The following is a 16,086-nucleotide window of genomic DNA, read 5'->3' on the forward strand; positions in this document are numbered from 1 at the left end:
TTGCATCAGCCGACATTTATTGTTTGCTGATTCACCGCCTTCGCGAGCAGGCTCGCTCCCACAGGTTTTGGGGTGTTTCTGAAGGACCTCAGGCGTTACCCGCCAGCTTCATCCGCGCCGCCTGGGTGAAATCCAGCATGCGCTTCAATGGACGTATCGCCTGCGGAATCAGCGCCGGATCAACAAAGATCTCGTTCGTCCCTTCCTTCAGGCTCTTGAGCGTGCGCTCAAGGGTGTTCATGGCCATCCACGGGCAATGTGCGCAACTGCGGCAGGCGGCGCCGTTACCGGCGGTTGGCGCCTCGATGAAGACCTTGTCCGGGCACAACTGCTGCATCTTGTAAAAAAATGCCGCGGTCGGTGGCGACGATCAGGGTCTTGTTCGGCAGGCTTTGCGCTGCAGCGATCAACTGACTGGTGGAACCGACGGCGTCGGCCAGCTCGATCACCGAGGTCGGCGACTCCGGGTGCACCAGAATCGCGGCGTCCGGGTACAACGCCTTCATGTCTTCCAGCTGCTTGGACTTGAACTCTTCGTGGACGATGCACGCACCGTCCCACAGCAGCATGTCGGCGCCGGTCTTGCGCTGAATATAAGTGCCCAGGTGCTTGTCCGGGCCCCAGATGATGGTCTCGCCGTTGTCCATCAGGCTTTCGACGATCTCCAGCGCACAGCTCGACGTCACCACCCAGTCAGCACGGGCTTTGACTGCGGCTGAAGTGTTGGCGTACACCACCACCGTGCGCTCCGGGTGCTGATCGCAGAACGCCGAGAACTCGTCCACCGGGCAACCCAGGTCCAGCGAGCAGGTCGCGTCCAGGGTCGGCATCAGCACACGTTTTTCCGGGTTGAGGATCTTCGCGGTCTCGCCCATGAACTTCACACCGGCGACCACCACGGTCTTGGCCGGGTGAGCGTTGCCGAAGCGCGCCATTTCGAGGGAGTCGGACACACAGCCGCCGGTTTCTTCGGCCAGGGCCTGAATCACCGGATCGCAATAGAAGTGGGCCACCAGCACCGCGTCCTGAGCCTTGAGCTCGGCGGCGATGGCAGAACGGTAGTAGGCCTCTTCCTCGGCAGTCAGCGGTTTGGGCTGCTTGGCATCGAGGTGGGCTTGAACCAGAAGGCGTTCGGAAATCTGCGTCATGTTCGCAAGACCTGCAGGCGCATTCGCGCGAAAGTCGAGTATACACCCGGCTCCGGACCACTTGAGGGTACCGCCGGGAGAGTGAGTATTATCAGGCACGGACAGCATTGAAGCTGCGCAAGGCTACAGAATATCCCGTTGATACAAAAGATGATTCTGACCTGTGTCAGCGCAGGCAATGATGAAAGGAGCGGTGCCTGATTCGCAGGCAAAAAAAAACCCGGAAATCCTCACTTTCGTGGGCCTTCCGGATTTTCTAAACCGCCAAATATGGTGGGTCGTGTGGGATTCGAACCTACGACCAATTGGTTAAAAGCCAACTGCTCTACCAACTGAGCTAACGACCCGCTGTGTGGTGGCGCGTATAATACTGATTTTTAAGGACTATTCAACACCTTTTTGAAAAAAATCAAAAATAAGGTGTTGGATCGCTTACACCGGCCGCTGCGAAGCCCTCTGCACGCAGGCGGCAGCTGTCGCATTTGCCGCACGCACGGCCGTCATCGTCCGCCTGATAGCAGGAAACGGTCAGGCCGTAATCGACGCCCAGCTTCACGCCCGCCTGGACGATCTGCGCCTTGCTCAGGTTCTGCAGCGGCGCCTGGATACGGAAACCGTTGCCTTCCACGCCCGCCTTGGTTGCCAGGTTGGCCATGCGCTCGAACGATTCAATGAACTCGGGACGGCAATCCGGGTAACCGGAATAGTCCACCGCGTTGACACCGATAAAGATGTCACGCGCGCCGAGTACTTCGGCCCAGCCCAGTGCCAGTGACAGAAACACCGTGTTGCGCGCCGGCACGTAGGTCACCGGGATGCCCTCGCCCAGTTCTTCCGGGATGTCGATGCTGGTGTCGGTCAGCGCCGAGCCGCCCATGCCGTTGAGGTTCAGGCCGATCACTTTGTGCTCGACCACGCCCAGATCGCGAGCGACGCGCGCGGCAGCATGCAGCTCCGCATGAGAGCGCTGGCCGTAATCGAAACTCATGGTGTAGCAGGCGTAACCTTCAGCCCGGGCCATCGCGACCACAGTGGCCGAATCGAGGCCCCCCGACAGCAGGATGACCGCACGTTTTTCGTGAGTGTTCAGTTGTTCAGTCATATCAGCGCCCCGGCTCGTCATTCCATAGATATTTATGCAACTGCAATTGCAACCGCACCGGCAGGTTGTCTGCCACCACCCAGTCCGCCAGATCCCTGGCATTGAGGTCATGATGACTTGGGGAAAACAGCACTTCACCCGCACGGCGATCAAGACCGTACTGGATCAGCTTCGAGACCGCCCAGTCATAGTCGTCCCGCGAACAGATGACAAACTTCACCTGATCGTTGGGCGTCAACAGTTCGATGTTTTCGTAGCGGTTGCGGTGCGCCTCTTTGGAATCCGGCGTCTTCAGGTCGACCACGCGACTGACGCGCGAATCCACCGCCGAGATATCGAGCGCGCCACTGGTTTCCAGTGACACTTCATAACCGGCATCGCACAGCTGCTTGAGCAAAGGGATGGCATTGGGCTGCGCCAGCGGTTCACCGCCGGTCACACAGACGTAGCGTGGGCGAAACCCGGCCACTTGTTCAAGGATATCGTCGAGGGTGCGGATCGTGCCGCCGCTGAATGCATAGGCGCTGTCGCAGTATTGGCAACGCAATGGGCAACCAGTCAGGCGCACAAAAACCGTGGGCAGCCCGGCAGTCCGCGTTTCCCCCTGCAACGAGTAGAAAACTTCGGTAATTCTCAATGTGTCTTGCATAGTCGCCACGGGCGTAACAGCTAAACAGGCTGTCCGCCTCCGTCAGGCACTTCCGGCAACCCCGCCAACGCGTAGATCACCAGAAGCGTGTTTCAGAAAAAGGGCATGAATTCTAACGAAAAAACCCGCGACAAGCGCGGGTTTCTTCCAAACGGGTCAAACACACTTACATGCGTTGCAGATCGCGTTGGGCCAACTGAGCAGCGGAGGTCCCCGGGTATTGGGAAACCACCTGTTGCAGAATGCCTTTGACCTTGTCGGTATGACCGAGGCGGCGTTCTACGTCAGCCAGCTTGTACAGCGAATCCGGCACTTTGGCGTGCTTGGGATAGAGCTGTGAAACCTTGGCAAAAGCCTGACCCGCACCTTGCAGATCGCCCTTGGCCAGGTTCACTTCGCCCAACCAGTACTGGGCATTGCCCGCATATTGACTGTTCGGGTATTTGCGCAGGAATGCCGAGAAAGCCTGGCTGGCCTTGTCGAAATCCTTGGCTTTGATCAGGTCGAAAGCCGCATCGTAATACAGCTTTTCCTTGGCCGGATCACCCGGTTCGCTACTGGCAGCAGGTGCCTGGGCGGCAGTAGCCCCGGCGCCAGCGGCAGCGCCGGCAGCAGCACTTGCATCGCCACCGGCAGAAGAATTCTCAGGAGTCGCGGCAGGTGCAACACCGGATCCTATGCGCCGATCAAGATCCTGGTATCGCTCCAGGGATTCCTGTTTCATGCGCGCAACCTGATTCTGCAGTTCTTCGATCACACCTTGCTGGCGCGATATCTGATCCTGCATCTGTTGCAGTTGGTTGAACAGCATGCCCTGTGCCGAGGCAGGGGCCGAAGCCGCTCCCCCGGCATAGGCGCCGTTCGTACCGTAACCCGCAGGCGGATAACTGCTCCCGCTATTGTTATAACCGGAGTTGTCATCGACCACAGGAACCGCAGCCCACGCCGCAAGCGGCGCGAGGCTGAGAGCCAGAACAGTTACAGCACGACGGCACGTTCGCATATCGAATTACTTACGCAGTTCGACGCGACGGTTTTGAGCCCAGGACTGCTCGTCGTTGCCGGTAGCAACTGGACGCTCTTCGCCGTAGGAAACCAGTTCCAGCTGAGCTGGGGAAACACCTTGCAGTACCAGGTAGCGCTGAACGGCTTTCGCACGACGCTCGCCCAGTGCCATGTTGTACTCACGAGTACCACGTTCGTCGGTGTTGCCTTCCAGAACAACGCGAGCGCCGTTTGCTTTCAGGTCTTTGGCGTGAACGTCCAGAGCGCGCATGGCTTCTGGCTTCAGGTCCGAGCTGTCGTATTCGAAGTAGAAGGTGGTGATTGCGCGCAGAGCAGCTTCTTCGCTCAGGGAACCGTCAACGGCACCAGTGTTTGCGCCGTAACCAGCGTTTGGATCAACAGCGCCTTCACCGGCGTTGTCGCCGCCTTTGGACGAGCAACCTACAGCTACAGCCATGGCCAGAGCCAGCGCAGCAAATTTACCAAACTTCAGCATTTCCATCGTGAAACTCCTAATGAACCCCAGTGTGTTAAGTAAAACGTAAAGCGCCGCGTCAGTTCAGGTAAGGGGACCAGGACGGTTCTCTGACTTCGCCTTGTGCGGTAGGAAGCGGGAGCCTCACGCGTCCATTAATGGACACGAGCATCAAGACTCCCCGGCCCTGCTGGCGGGTGGCGTAGATTACCATGGTGCCGTTGGGCGCAACAGTGGGTGACTCGTCCAGAGTGCTATCAGTGAGGATCTTTACACTGCCTCGCTGCAAATCCTGGGCCGCCACCTTGAAATTGGTGAAACCGTCCTGGCGATGGATCATCACCAGCGTCTTTTCATCAGCCGAAAGCTTCGGGTTGGCGTTGTAGTTGCCAATGAAGGTTACACGCTCGGCACCACCGCCGCTGGCGCTGGTTTTGTAGATCTGCGGCTTGCCGCCACGGTCCGAGGTGAAGTAGATGGTCGAACCATCCTTGCCCCAGTACGGTTCGGTGTTGATGCCAGGGCCTGCCGTCACACGAGTGATCTGACGCGAACCCAGGTTCATCACATAGATGTCCGGGTTGCCATCTTTCGACAGTACGAACGCCAGGCGATTGCCATCCGGCGACCAGGCTGGCGCGCCGTTCAGGCCTTCGAAATTGGTGATCTGCTCACGGCGACCGGTGTCGATGTTCTGCATGAAGATCCGCGGACGCTTCTGCTCGAACGACACGTAGGCGATGCGCTTGCCATCCGGTGCGAAACGCGGCGACAGGATCGGCTCGCGCGATTGCAGCAGAGTCACGGCACGGGCACCGTCGTAGTCCGAACGCTGCAGGGTGTAGCGAGTGTTCTTCTCGGAGAAACGCTCGGCTGTCACGTACAGCAGACGGGTCGAAAACGCACCTTTGATACCGGTGAGTTTTTCGAACGACTGGTCCGAGATGAAGTGCGCCATGTCACGCAGTTGCTCGGTGGTACCGGAAACACTGCCGTCAGCCACTTTCTGCTCGGTGGCCACGTTGAACAGTGCCCACTGCACCTGCAGACGACCGCCCGCTGGCGCAATGCTGCCGACCATCATGTATTGAGCGCCCACCGCCTTCCAGTCACGGAAGATGATTTCGCTCGGCTGGCTTGGCTGGCTGATCATGTTTTGCTTTGGAATCGGCGAGTAGTAGCCCGAGTTCCGCAAATCGTTACCAATGATTTCAGCCATGTCGTCCGGCAACACGGCACCGCCCTGCATGCCGAACGGTACGACGGCAATAGGGGTGGCCCGATCGCTGCCGCTGGTGACCAGAATGTTCTTTTCATCAGCCATCGCGATCCCTGCCATGCAGCAGATCACGACCAGCATTCCTCGAAGAAGGTTTCTCACAAGGCTAGATCCTCAGGTGTGAATGTCATCTTGAATGAACGATACGGAGCGAAATCGCTCGGCTTCATTCCCTGCATTTCCGTCAAACGTCCAATATTCTTCACTGCCGCGACTGCCGAAGCATCGAACGGACCGTCGCCACTGGATTTGGCCACGCTGACCGAAGTCACCGTACCGTCCGGCAACATGCCGATTTGCAGCACGACCGTCATGCCTTTGCGTGCCGAAGGAGGACGCGCCCAGCCTTCCGCTGCCCGTGCACGAATCAGGTCATCGAAACTGCCCGCGACTTCATCACCCTGCTCATCGGCCAAGGCCTGCTGACGCTGTGGCGTATCGGAAAGCAAATCTGCCAGGGCCTGAGCCTTTTTCTCTTCGGCGGATTTACGTGCCGCTTCCTGCGATTTTTTTCTTCGCAGCATCGGCAGCAGCTTTCTTCTTCGCTTCGTCGGCGACTTTCTTCTTCGCCTCTTCAGCTTCAGCTTTTTTCTTGGCGTCTTCGGCGGCTTTCTTCTTCGCGTCTTCGACGATCTTCTTCTTGGCTTCTTCAGCGGCCGCTTTCTTGGCCTCTTCTTCAGCCGCCTTCTTGGCTTCTTCTTCGGCTTTCTTCTTGGCTATATCAGCCAATTGTTTCTCTTCTGCCTTCTTGGCCTCGGCTTTTTTTCGCATCGTCGGCTTTTCTTGGCTTCATCAGCCTTTTTTCGCCTCGTCCGCTTTCTTCGCCTCGTCGGCCTTCTTGGCTTCCTCGGCCTTTTTGAGCCGCTTCTTCTTTCTTTTGTTCCGCAGCCTTCACCGCTTCCTGCTCGACCTTTTTCTGCTCCATCTGCTCGACTTCGGTCTGGCGCGCGGCGGATTTCTTCGCCTCACCCGCAATCTTCTGATTGGTCTGGGTGGTTGCCTGACTTTTCGATTTCAGCTGGTACAGGGTCGCCTGGACAATCGGCTTGGCCGGCGGCAACTCGGGTGTGAAGGCGAAACTGACGAACAGCATGCCGAACACCAGCACGTGCAGGACAATCGCCAGAACACTGGGCCAGAAGTAGCTTTCCGAGGCGGACGGCTCTCGCTGTTGCTGCATCAGGGGGCCTCGGTAATCAAACCAACATTACCGACCCCGGCTTTCTGCAACCCGCCCATGGCACCCATGACGGCGCCGTAGTCGACCGACTTGTCGCCACGGATAAAGACCTGGGTACGCTTGCCGCCTTCGGTGCCGGCGCGAATGATCTTGGTCACTGCGTCAGTCATCTGTGGCAGCGTCATTGCCCTGTCCTGCTGCTTTTCAGTATCGACTTCGCTGCCAAGGTTCCAGTAGTAGGTCTTGTCAGCCTTGATCGAAATGGTCAGCACCTGAGTGTTGTTGTCCTGCGGCAAGGCTTCGCTGGAAACCTTGGGCAGATCCACTTTCACGCCCTGATTGAGCATCGGCGCGGTCACCATGAAGATAACCAGCAGCACCAGCATCACGTCGATGTATGGCACCACGTTCATCTCGGCGACCGGCTTGCGCTTGTTTCGGGCTCGAGCGATTAAAGCCATCGGGAAATACCTGCTTATTCTTCGCTGGTGTGCACTTTGCGGTGCAGGATCGCCTGGAACTCATCGGCGAAGGTGTAGTAGCGGCTCAGCAAGGTTTCGCTGCGGGCAGAGAAACGGTTGTAAGCGATAACGGCCGGGATCGCGGCGAACAGGCCGATCGCGGTGGCGATCAGGGCTTCGGCAATACCCGGGGCCACGGTGGCCAGGGTCGCCTGCTGAGCACTGGCCAGACCACGGAAGGAGTTCATGATGCCCCACACGGTACCGAACAGACCGATGTACGGGCTGACCGAACCCACGGTGGCGAGAAACGGCAGGCTCTGCTCCAGCTTCTCTTCCTCGCGGGAGATGGCAACGCGCATGGCACGGGCCACACCTTCCATCACCGCTTCCGGATCGACGCCTGGCTGCTGACGCAGACGGGAGAACTCCTTGAAACCGGCACGGAAGATCTGCTCCACACCCGAATCCGGATCCGGGTTGCTGCCGGCCTGACGGTACAGCTTGGACAGGTCGATACCCGACCAGAAGCGCTCTTCAAAGCTCTCCAGGGCGCGTCGACCGGCGCGCAGCAGATTGCTGCGCTGAAAGATCATGATCCATGAGGTCACCGATGCGGCCACCAGGGTCAACATTACCAACTGCACCACGATGCTGGCATTGCTGACCAGGCTCCACATGGAGGAATGGTCGACGACGTTAGCTTCCACGCTTTATCTCCTGCTTTGAGTGTGTACCCGTGCCGCCCGCGTCGGCAAAGGCCGTACGCAAGGATTCGGGCATGGCCCGGGGTTTCAAACTGTCGGTGCGCACGCAGGCCACCAGAAACTGCCCTTCACAGAGCAGCACATTATCCGTGGCCCGCCTGACCTGCTGTTTGAAGCGCAGGCTGGCACGGTTCAATTCGATTACATCAGCGCTTACCAGCAGTTCGTCGTCCAGTCGCGCCGGCGCGTGGTAGCGCGCTTCGCTGGAATGCACGACAAACAACAGGTCCTCTCCGGCCAGTTCCGACTGGGCAAAGCCCAGCGTCCGGAGCCGCTCGGTTCGAGCCCGTTCCATAAACTTGAGGTAATTAACGTAATACACGATGCCGCCCGCATCGGTGTCCTCGTAATAAACGCGACAACGATGTGCGAACGGCTCAAGCCCGTTTTGCGCGCGCATACTCTAGTGCTTACTCCTCGGGTTGCCAATCCGGCCAGGCAACTGTTTTTTCAGTGTTTAAGGCTTTACCGCAAAAGTACCGTCCTGTGACAGTACAAACGCTGAATAAATCGCCAAAAAATGTGTATCAATCGTCCACGGCATCGAGAAACTCGTCTGCCACGGGCATCTCGCCCATTCGTGACGGAATGTTTAAACCGAAATGCAGGTACGCATGCCGTGTCACCACCCTGCCCCGTGGCGTACGCATGATGTAGCCCTGTTGAATCAGGTAAGGCTCCAGCACGTCCTCGATGGTGTGGCGCTCTTCACTGATCGCCGCCGCCAGACTGTCGATGCCCACCGGACCGCCATCGAACTTCTCGATCATGGTCAGCAGCAAGCGCCGGTCCTGGTGATCGAAACCGTGTTCGTCGACGTCCAGCAGGTTCAACGCCAGATCGGCCACCGACTTGGTGATGTGGCCCTTGGCCCGCACTTCGGCAAAATCGCGTACCCGCCGCAGCAGACGGTTGGCGATCCGCGGCGTACCGCGGGCACGACGAGCAATTTCAAAAGAGCCTTCCGGATCCAGCGGCAGTCCGAGAATAGACGCCGAACGACTGACAATCGTCGCCAGATCCGCCGTGCTGTAGAACTCAAGACGCTGGACGATACCGAAGCGGTCACGCAACGGATTGGTCAGCATGCCGGCACGGGTTGTGGCGCCCACGAGAGTGAACGGTGGCAGATCAAGCTTGATCGAGCGTGCCGCCGGCCCTTCGCCGATCATGATGTCGAGCTGGAAGTCTTCCATCGCCGGGTACAGCACTTCTTCAACGATGGGCGACAGACGATGGATTTCATCGATGAACAACACGTCGTGTGGTTCAAGATTGGTCAGCAGAGCCGCCAGATCGCCCGGACGCTCAAGTACCGGGCCAGACGTGCTCTTGATCGACACGCCCATTTCCTCGGCGATGATGTTGGCCAGCGTGGTTTTGCCCAGCCCCGGCGGGCCGAAAATCAGCGTGTGGTCGAGGGATTCACTACGGCCACGCGCCGCCTGGATGAACAGTTCCATCTGCTCGCGCACGGTCGGCTGGCCAATATAGTCGGCCAGACTGACCGGGCGGATGGCCCGATCCTGGACTTCTTCGCGCTCGCGCGGACTGTGCGCGGCGGCGATCAGACGATCAGCTTCAATCACTTAAATCATTCCCTTCAGGGCGCGGCGGATCAGGTCTTCACTGCTCAAATTCTTGTCCTTGATGGCGGTAATCGCCTTGCTCGCTTCCTGCGGCTTGTAGCCCAGGGAAATCAGCGCACTGACGGCATCGTTCTCGGCAGTGTTGACCGGCGCCGGGCCGTCCGGCTGGTTCGGCACCAGGGCGAACATGGCCGGCGAGGTTTCCCAGGCCTTGAAGCGATCCTTGAGTTCGACCAACAGGCGCTCAGCGGTTTTCTTGCCGACACCCGGGACCTTGGTCAACGCCGAAGTGTCTTGGGATTGCACGCAGCGGATCAGTTCATCGACTTCAAGGCTCGACATCAAGGCCAGGGCCAGTTTCGGCCCGACACCATTGAGACGGATCAGCTCACGAAAAAAAGTCTCGCTCACGCTTGCCGGCGAAACCATAGAGTAACTGCGCGTCTTCGCGTACGACCAAATGGGTGTGCAGCGTCAGCGGTTCACCGACCGACGGCAGACGATAAAGGGTGGTCATGGGCACTTCCAGCTCATACCCGAGGCCGTTTACATCCAGAATCAGGTGCGGCGGCTGTTTCTCAGCCAGGGTGCCGCGCAAGCGTCCAATCACGTTTCAGATCCTTGAGCGTTAGCCAGCCGTGGGCTGGCGACAGATGGAAGGCGGGAATCGGGCCGACGACCCAGGCGCGAAATCCGCATTCCGCAAAAATGATTGCTGATGCTATCAGAGACGCAGGCGCCCGCCACGACTGCGTGCGGTTCCCAAACCATGCGGCAGCAGGCTGGAACGGGTATGCGCGTGACAAATCGCAATGGCCAAGGCATCCGAGGCATCGATCTGCGGTTTGCTGGTCAGCTTGAGCATGTGCATGACCATCATCTGCACCTGGTCTTTATTGGCGGCGCCGGTGCCGACCACGGCTTGCTTGACCTGGGTAGCGGTGTACTCGGCAATCTCCAGGCTCTCCTCGGCGCCGGCCACAATGGCGGCGCCGCGAGCCTGCCCGAGCTTGAGCGCGGAATCGGCGTTTTTTTGCCATGAACACTTTTTTCGATGCCCATGGTCACCGGGCCATAGGTCTGAATGATTTCACGCACGCCGCGATAAACGATCTGCAGCCGCTCATGCAGCTCGCCGGCGCCGGTACGGATGCAGCCCGAGGCCACATAGATGCAGCCGCCACGTCCGGTATCGCGAACAATCCCGTAACCGGTGATGCGCGAGCCGGGGTCGATACCCAGAATTAATGTCATAACGCCTGCAGAAATTGATGCGAAAGCTGAGGGTACATCCAGGAGCTGCCGAAGGCTGCGATCTTTTGATCTTTTTAAAAGCAGAAAGATCGCAGCCTTCGGCAGCTCCTACAGGTGAATTGTAGAGCCATCAAAAACTGCGACCTTTCTATTTTGCGTCAACCTAGCTGAGCCGCCACGTCTTCCGGGATGTCCGCGTTGAAATAGACGTTCTGCACGTCATCCAGATCCTCGAGCATGTCGATCAGCTTGAGCACCTTCTCTGCGCCTTCCAGATCCAGTTCGGCGCTGGTGGTCGGCTGCATGACGATTTCCGCGTCGTCGCCCTTGAACCCCGCCGCTTCCAGCGCGTTACGCACGGCATAGAAGCTGGTGAACGAGGTGAACACGTCGATCGAGCCGTCTTCATGGCTGACCACGTCGTCGGCATCGGCTTCCAACGCCGCTTCGGTCAAGGCGTCTTCATCAACGCCCGGGGCGAAGCTGATCTGACCCTTGCGCTCGAACAGGTACGCGACCGACCCGTCGGTGCCGAGGTTGCCGCCGCATTTGCTGAATGCATGGCGAACGGCTGCAGCGGTGCGGTTGCGGTTGTCGGTCATGCATTCGACCATCACCGCCACGCCACCCGGGCCGTAACCTTCATAGGTCAGCTCTTCAACGTTGTCCGCTTCGGTCGCACCGGCGCCACGCGCCACGGCGCGGTCGATGATGTCGCGGCTCATGTTCGCGCCGAGGGCCTTGTCCAGAGCCAGACGCAGACGCGGGTTGGATCCCGGATCGCCGCCGCCCTGACGGGCCGCAACGGTCAGCTCACGGATCCACTTGGTGAAGATCTTGCCTCTCTTGGCATCCTGACGTTCTTTGCGGTGCTTGATGTTCGCCCACTTGGAATGACCTGCCATAACTCGCTCCGAATTCTCTTGAAACGTTGCCCGCCCTGCTCACGCAGAGGCCAGCCAACAAAAAATCTCGACCTGCTCTCTATAGAAAAGAAAAAAGGCGCATCCGAAGATGCGCCTTCAGGCCCGTCTTACTCAGCCTTTGGCGTTTCGCGCAAACGAATGTGCAGCTCGCGCAGTGCCTTGGCATCCACCACACCCGGCGCTTGCGTCATGACGTCCGCAGCACTCTGGGTTTTCGGGAAGGCGATCACTTCACGGATCGACTGGGCGCCGGTCATCAGCATTACCAGACGGTCCAGACCGAAGGCCAGACCACCGTGCGGCGGCGCACCGTACTTCAGCGCGTCGAGGAGGAAGCCGAACTTCTCTTCCTGTTCCGCTTCGTTGATGCCCAGCAGGCGGAACACCGCTTGCTGCATTTCCTTGCGGTGGATACGGATCGAACCGCCACCCAGCTCGGTGCCGTTCAGTACCATGTCGTAGGCACGGGACAGAGCGCCAGCCGGATTGGCTTCCAGCTCTTCAGGCGAGCACTTCGGCGCAGTGAACGGGTGGTGCAGCGCCGAGAAGCTGCCGTCGTCGTTTTCTTCGAACATCGGGAAGTCGACAACCCACATTGGCGCCCACTTGCAGGTCAACAGGTCGAGGTCGTGGCCCAGCTTGATACGCAGCGCGCCCAGGGCTTCGCTGACGATCTTGGCCTTGTCGGCGCCGAAGAACACGATGTCGCCGTCAACTGCACCAACGCGATCAAGGATCACGTTCAGGTTGGCTTCAGGGATGTTTTTCACGATCGGCGATTGCAGACCGTCAACACCGGCAGCGCGCTCGTTGACCTTGATGTACGCCAGGCCCTTGGCACCGTAGATGCCGACGAACTTGGTGTAGTCGTCGATCTGCTTGCGCGGCATGCTCGCCCCGCCTGGAACACGCAGTGCAGCGATACGGCATTTCGGATCGTTGGCCGGGCCGCTGAAGACCTTGAATTCGACTTCCTTGAGCTGATCGGCAACGTCGACAAGCTCCAGCGGGTTACGCAGGTCCGGCTTGTCGGAGCCGTAACGACGCATGGCTTCTTCGAAGGTCATGTGCGGGAATTCGCCGAATTCCAGATCCAGCACTTCCTTGAACAGGTTGCGGATCATGCCTTCGGTCAGGCCCATGATGTCTTTTTCGTCGAGGAAGCTGGTCTCGATGTCGATCTGAGTGAACTCAGGCTGACGGTCGGCACGCAGGTCTTCGTCGCGGAAGCACTTGGCGATCTGGTAGTAACGGTCGAAACCGGCAACCATCAGCAGTTGCTTGAACAACTGAGGCGATTGCGGCAGGGCAAAGAAGGAACCGGCGTGAGTACGGCTCGGCACCAGGTAGTCGCGAGCACCTTCCGGGGTCGCGCGGGTCAGGATCGGCGTCTCCACATCGAGGAAGCCGTTCTCGTCGAGGTAGCGACGGATGCTGGTGGTCATGCGCGAACGCAGACGCAGCTTCTCGGCCATTTCCGGACGACGCAGATCGAGGAAGCGGTAGCGCAGACGGGTTTCTTCGCCGACGTCGGAGTATTCGTTGAGCGGGAACGGCGGGGTTTCCGCTTCGTTCAGCACTTCCAGCTCGTAGCCCAGCACTTCGATCATGCCCGACGCCATGTTGGCGTTGGTTGCCCCGGCCGGACGCAGACGTACCTTGCCGGTGATCTTCACCACGTACTCGCTGCGCACGCGATCGGCGGCGGCGAAGCTTTCGGCGCGATCCGGATCGAACACCACCTGCGCCAGACCATCACGATCACGGATATCGAGGAAAATCACCCCGCCGTGGTCGCGACGACGGTGAACCCATCCGCAAAGGGTAATTTCCTGGCCTTCCAGGCTTTCGTTCAGTTGGCCGCAATAATGGCTGCGCATCATGGTAGTGGTTTCGCTTCTCGTAATTCGAAATTCGGTGGAGATCCCGTCGCACTCAAGCACTGCGGAATCTCACGCGTGTCGTTCGACCTGGGCCTGAACCCTAGTCAGATTTGTCGCCACCGGCCAGATTCTTCTTGGCTCCGGTCTTGAAATCGGTCTCGTACCAACCGCTGCCGCTGAGGCGGAAACCCGGCATGGACAGCTGTTTTTTGAGCTCTGGCGCCTGACAGGCAGGGCAGTCGACCAGCGGTGCCTCGCTGATCTTTTGAATGGCTTCCAACTGATGACCACAGGAAGCACATTGGTAATCGTACATCGGCATGGGGGTGTCTCGGCGATCAGATTGCCACCGCGCGCAGGGCTTTGCGGCGAAAGAGCGGGATTATATCCATTAAATGCGGGCTGTGCAGCCGTAAGACTGCACAGCCCGCCACGTCATTTCAAGTATTGGTCGCTACGGGCATGGCGGCCGCCGGGGTATCCCGCAGACCATTCATCACACACACCACCCGCACCAGACCGCTGAAGTTTTTCACCCCGCCGTGGCGCAGGTGCACTTCACGGTCCACATGTGACAGCAGCGTGCTGACCGAACAGCCGTTGTGCCCGGCCATGTCACCAAGAATGTTCCAGTAAACCTGCTCGAGCCTCAAGCAAGTGGCAAACCCGTTCAAACGCACTGACCTTGCCAGCGGCCGGATCAACTCAAAATCAAAATCGCCGACAAACGGATCGACCTTCATTTCCCGTTGCGAACCGACATGCTCGCATCGCCTGTCTCCACCTACCATATCGCTGACACTCCTTTGCCATCGCTGCTTGTAATAAAGACAACATCCTGTGCCTTCATAAAAACGCAGACGCAAAGTCAGCGCCAGATGACTAGTTGCCCAGCAACGTAGGATAAGCCGACATGTTCAGTAAGATTTGAAACAGCACGCGGACATCCCCCCGGACATCCGCGCAAAGGCTTGTCAGGTCTCGAGCAACGCGCGCAGCATCCACGCGGTCTTCTCATGCACCTGCATGCGCTGGGTCAGCAGGTCGGCTGTCGGCTCGTCACTGACCTTGTCCAGCAGCGGGAAGATCCCGCGAGCGGTGCGAGTCACGGCCTCTTGGCCCTCGACCAACTGCTTGATCATGTCCTCGGCGCTTGGCACCCCGACTTCCTCTTTAATGGAGGAGAGTCGCGCGTAAGTCGCGTAGGCACCCGGCGCCGGAAAACCCAGGGCGCGGATACGCTCGGCGATCAGATCCACCGCCAGCGCCAGCTCGTTGTATTGTTCTTCGAACATCAGATGCAGGGTCCTGAACATGGGACCCGTGACGTTCCAATGGAAGTTATGGGTTTTCAGATACAGCACATAGGTGTCCGACAACAACCGCGACAGCCCCTCGACGATGGACTTGCGGTCTTCTTCACTGATACCGATATCGATTGCCATGCTTACCCCCTAAGGCGATTGAATTCATCCAACAGGTGCAGACCCACTCTAGCAAGGCAGCCGCAACCTCGCAGCCGGCAATTCTCGCTCGCCGTGCGACAAATCGACCGGGCAGGTGCCGCTGGCCGGGGTGATTTGAGTCGCTGCAGGCTTTGCTGTTAAATAGGCAGTGTGTCGCCATGCCCCATTTTTCGGGGCCTCGCGCATAGGCTGATGCCGGGCACGTGTCCAACGCCTCTTTATTGTTTCCGAAGCGAACCGTGCGCCTTCAGCTCTTCCTTGTGAGCCGTCATAACGTGAGCCAATCAAAATGTTGAAAATCGTCCACCTGCTAATGGGCGCAGCGGCCTTGCTGCTGTCGTTCATACCCAGCTTGAAAGCCGAAGCCGTTCCTTACCTGCAACAACCCGATGCACTTTACCTGGCCTTTTTCGGCCTGCTGAACCTGGTCATCGCTCCAGTGATTCCTTACTGGAACAAAGGCCCGCGCCAGCATTTGCAAAATCTGGTCAGCGCTCTTCTCGTGCTGACTGTCGTCCTGCAAACCCTGACCCTGATTGCACCGATGCCTGTCATCGCCGGTCAACCGGCCGTGTTGTTCAGTCTGGTAATCGCCCTGGTTGCCGTGGTCCTGCATCTGGCCATCAGCTTCTACAAGTCTTCACCGGCCGCCGCACCGACTACTTATGACATGAGCAACCGCGATACCGGTACCGTCAAGTGGTTCAACACCTCCAAAGGCTTCGGCTTCATCTCCCGGGATTCCGGCGATGATATTTTCGTGCACTTTCGTGCAATCCGTGGCGAAGGCCACCGCGTCCTGGTTGAAGGCCAACGCGTGGAGTTCTCGGTGATGAACCGGGACAAAGGCCTGCAAGCCGAGGACGTGATCGCCGCCCTGCCGCGTCGCTGATTCGAGGCAA

The 16,086-nt window shown here is 58.8% G+C and carries 15 protein-coding genes, 1 tRNA gene and 4 pseudogenes; 1 reads left to right on the forward strand and 19 read right to left on the reverse strand.

Annotation, left to right across the window (positions count from 1 at the left end; translation table 11 throughout):
* Window positions 1-88: 88 nt before the first annotated feature.
* The 19 genes and pseudogenes from nadA to HT737_RS08450 all read right to left on the reverse strand — a co-directional run bounded on the left by nadA (window position 89) and on the right by HT737_RS08450 (window position 15,163).
* A pseudogene (nadA, locus tag HT737_RS08360) lies at window positions 89-1,148 on the reverse strand (quinolinate synthase NadA).
* A gap of 271 nt (window positions 1,149-1,419) precedes the next feature.
* Window positions 1,420-1,495: transfer RNA gene (locus HT737_RS08365), tRNA-Lys, on the reverse strand.
* 62 nt (window positions 1,496-1,557) lie between these two features.
* Window positions 1,558-2,250 (reverse strand): 7-cyano-7-deazaguanine synthase QueC, encoded by a 693-nt coding sequence (gene queC, locus HT737_RS08370; protein WP_047296030.1) that lies wholly within the window; start codon window positions 2,248-2,250, stop codon window positions 1,558-1,560.
* A 1-nt stretch (window position 2,251) separates the two neighbouring features.
* Window positions 2,252-2,899 carry a 7-carboxy-7-deazaguanine synthase QueE gene (gene queE, locus HT737_RS08375; RefSeq protein WP_047296033.1) on the reverse strand — a complete coding sequence of 216 codons (648 nt, stop codon included), beginning with the start codon at window positions 2,897-2,899 and terminating at the stop codon, window positions 2,252-2,254.
* A gap of 166 nt (window positions 2,900-3,065) precedes the next feature.
* The gene (ybgF, locus tag HT737_RS08380) at window positions 3,066-3,902 is read right to left on the reverse strand and encodes a tol-pal system protein YbgF (RefSeq protein WP_121186850.1); all 837 of its coding nucleotides are present in this window, start codon (window positions 3,900-3,902) and stop codon (window positions 3,066-3,068) included.
* A 6-nt stretch (window positions 3,903-3,908) separates the two neighbouring features.
* Window positions 3,909-4,406 carry a peptidoglycan-associated lipoprotein Pal gene (gene pal / locus HT737_RS08385; protein ID WP_003178634.1) on the reverse strand — a complete coding sequence of 166 codons (498 nt, stop codon included), beginning with the start codon at window positions 4,404-4,406 and terminating at the stop codon, window positions 3,909-3,911.
* A gap of 52 nt (window positions 4,407-4,458) precedes the next feature.
* Window positions 4,459-5,739, reverse strand: coding sequence for a Tol-Pal system beta propeller repeat protein TolB (gene tolB / locus HT737_RS08390; protein WP_164747834.1), 1,281 nt, complete (start codon window positions 5,737-5,739; stop codon window positions 4,459-4,461).
* Window positions 5,740-5,756: 17 nt separating this feature from the next.
* Window positions 5,757-6,838: pseudogene (gene tolA, locus HT737_RS08395) on the reverse strand (cell envelope integrity protein TolA).
* Complete coding sequence (gene tolR / locus HT737_RS08400; RefSeq protein ID WP_161794900.1) at window positions 6,838-7,290, reverse strand: protein TolR; 453 nt, start codon at window positions 7,288-7,290, stop codon at window positions 6,838-6,840. The pseudogene tolA and the gene tolR overlap by 1 nt, the downstream one beginning before the upstream one ends.
* A gap of 23 nt (window positions 7,291-7,313) precedes the next feature.
* A complete protein-coding gene (gene tolQ / locus HT737_RS08405) occupies window positions 7,314-8,009 on the reverse strand; it encodes a protein TolQ (RefSeq protein ID WP_007912733.1) in 696 nt (231 codons plus the stop codon).
* Window positions 7,999-8,466 carry a tol-pal system-associated acyl-CoA thioesterase gene (ybgC, locus tag HT737_RS08410; RefSeq protein ID WP_095668474.1) on the reverse strand — a complete coding sequence of 156 codons (468 nt, stop codon included), beginning with the start codon at window positions 8,464-8,466 and terminating at the stop codon, window positions 7,999-8,001. The genes tolQ and ybgC overlap by 11 nt, the downstream gene beginning before the upstream one ends.
* A gap of 127 nt (window positions 8,467-8,593) precedes the next feature.
* Window positions 8,594-9,655, reverse strand: coding sequence for a Holliday junction branch migration DNA helicase RuvB (gene ruvB / locus HT737_RS08415; protein WP_041068559.1), 1,062 nt, complete (start codon window positions 9,653-9,655; stop codon window positions 8,594-8,596).
* Window positions 9,656-10,265: pseudogene (gene ruvA, locus HT737_RS08420) on the reverse strand (Holliday junction branch migration protein RuvA). It abuts the gene before it with no gap.
* A gap of 114 nt (window positions 10,266-10,379) precedes the next feature.
* Window positions 10,380-10,909 (reverse strand): annotated as a pseudogene (gene ruvC, locus HT737_RS08425) (crossover junction endodeoxyribonuclease RuvC).
* A gap of 158 nt (window positions 10,910-11,067) precedes the next feature.
* A complete protein-coding gene (locus HT737_RS08430; protein WP_182402183.1) occupies window positions 11,068-11,814 on the reverse strand; it encodes a YebC/PmpR family DNA-binding transcriptional regulator in 747 nt (248 codons plus the stop codon).
* 128 nt (window positions 11,815-11,942) lie between these two features.
* Complete coding sequence (aspS, locus tag HT737_RS08435; RefSeq protein ID WP_047296049.1) at window positions 11,943-13,718, reverse strand: aspartate--tRNA ligase; 1,776 nt, start codon at window positions 13,716-13,718, stop codon at window positions 11,943-11,945.
* Between the two features lie 100 nt (window positions 13,719-13,818).
* Window positions 13,819-14,040: an FmdB family zinc ribbon protein gene (locus tag HT737_RS08440; RefSeq protein WP_003227532.1), complete on the reverse strand. Its 222-nt coding sequence runs from the start codon at window positions 14,038-14,040 to the stop codon at window positions 13,819-13,821.
* 118 nt (window positions 14,041-14,158) lie between these two features.
* Window positions 14,159-14,509 carry a ribbon-helix-helix domain-containing protein gene (locus HT737_RS08445; RefSeq protein ID WP_182402185.1) on the reverse strand — a complete coding sequence of 117 codons (351 nt, stop codon included), beginning with the start codon at window positions 14,507-14,509 and terminating at the stop codon, window positions 14,159-14,161.
* A gap of 183 nt (window positions 14,510-14,692) precedes the next feature.
* A complete protein-coding gene (locus HT737_RS08450; protein WP_003227537.1) occupies window positions 14,693-15,163 on the reverse strand; it encodes a Dps family protein in 471 nt (156 codons plus the stop codon).
* Between the two features lie 310 nt (window positions 15,164-15,473).
* On the opposite strand from HT737_RS08450, the gene HT737_RS32365 reads away from it, so the two are divergent.
* Window positions 15,474-16,076, forward strand: a complete 603-nt coding sequence (locus HT737_RS32365) for a cold-shock protein (protein WP_041068544.1) — start codon at window positions 15,474-15,476, stop codon at window positions 16,074-16,076.
* Window positions 16,077-16,086: the final 10 nt, after the last annotated feature.

Origin of the sequence: Pseudomonas sp. MD195_PC81_125 (assembly GCF_014060985.1) — a bacterium.
In the GTDB taxonomy this organism is placed as follows: domain Bacteria; phylum Pseudomonadota; class Gammaproteobacteria; order Pseudomonadales; family Pseudomonadaceae; genus Aquipseudomonas; species Aquipseudomonas parakoreensis.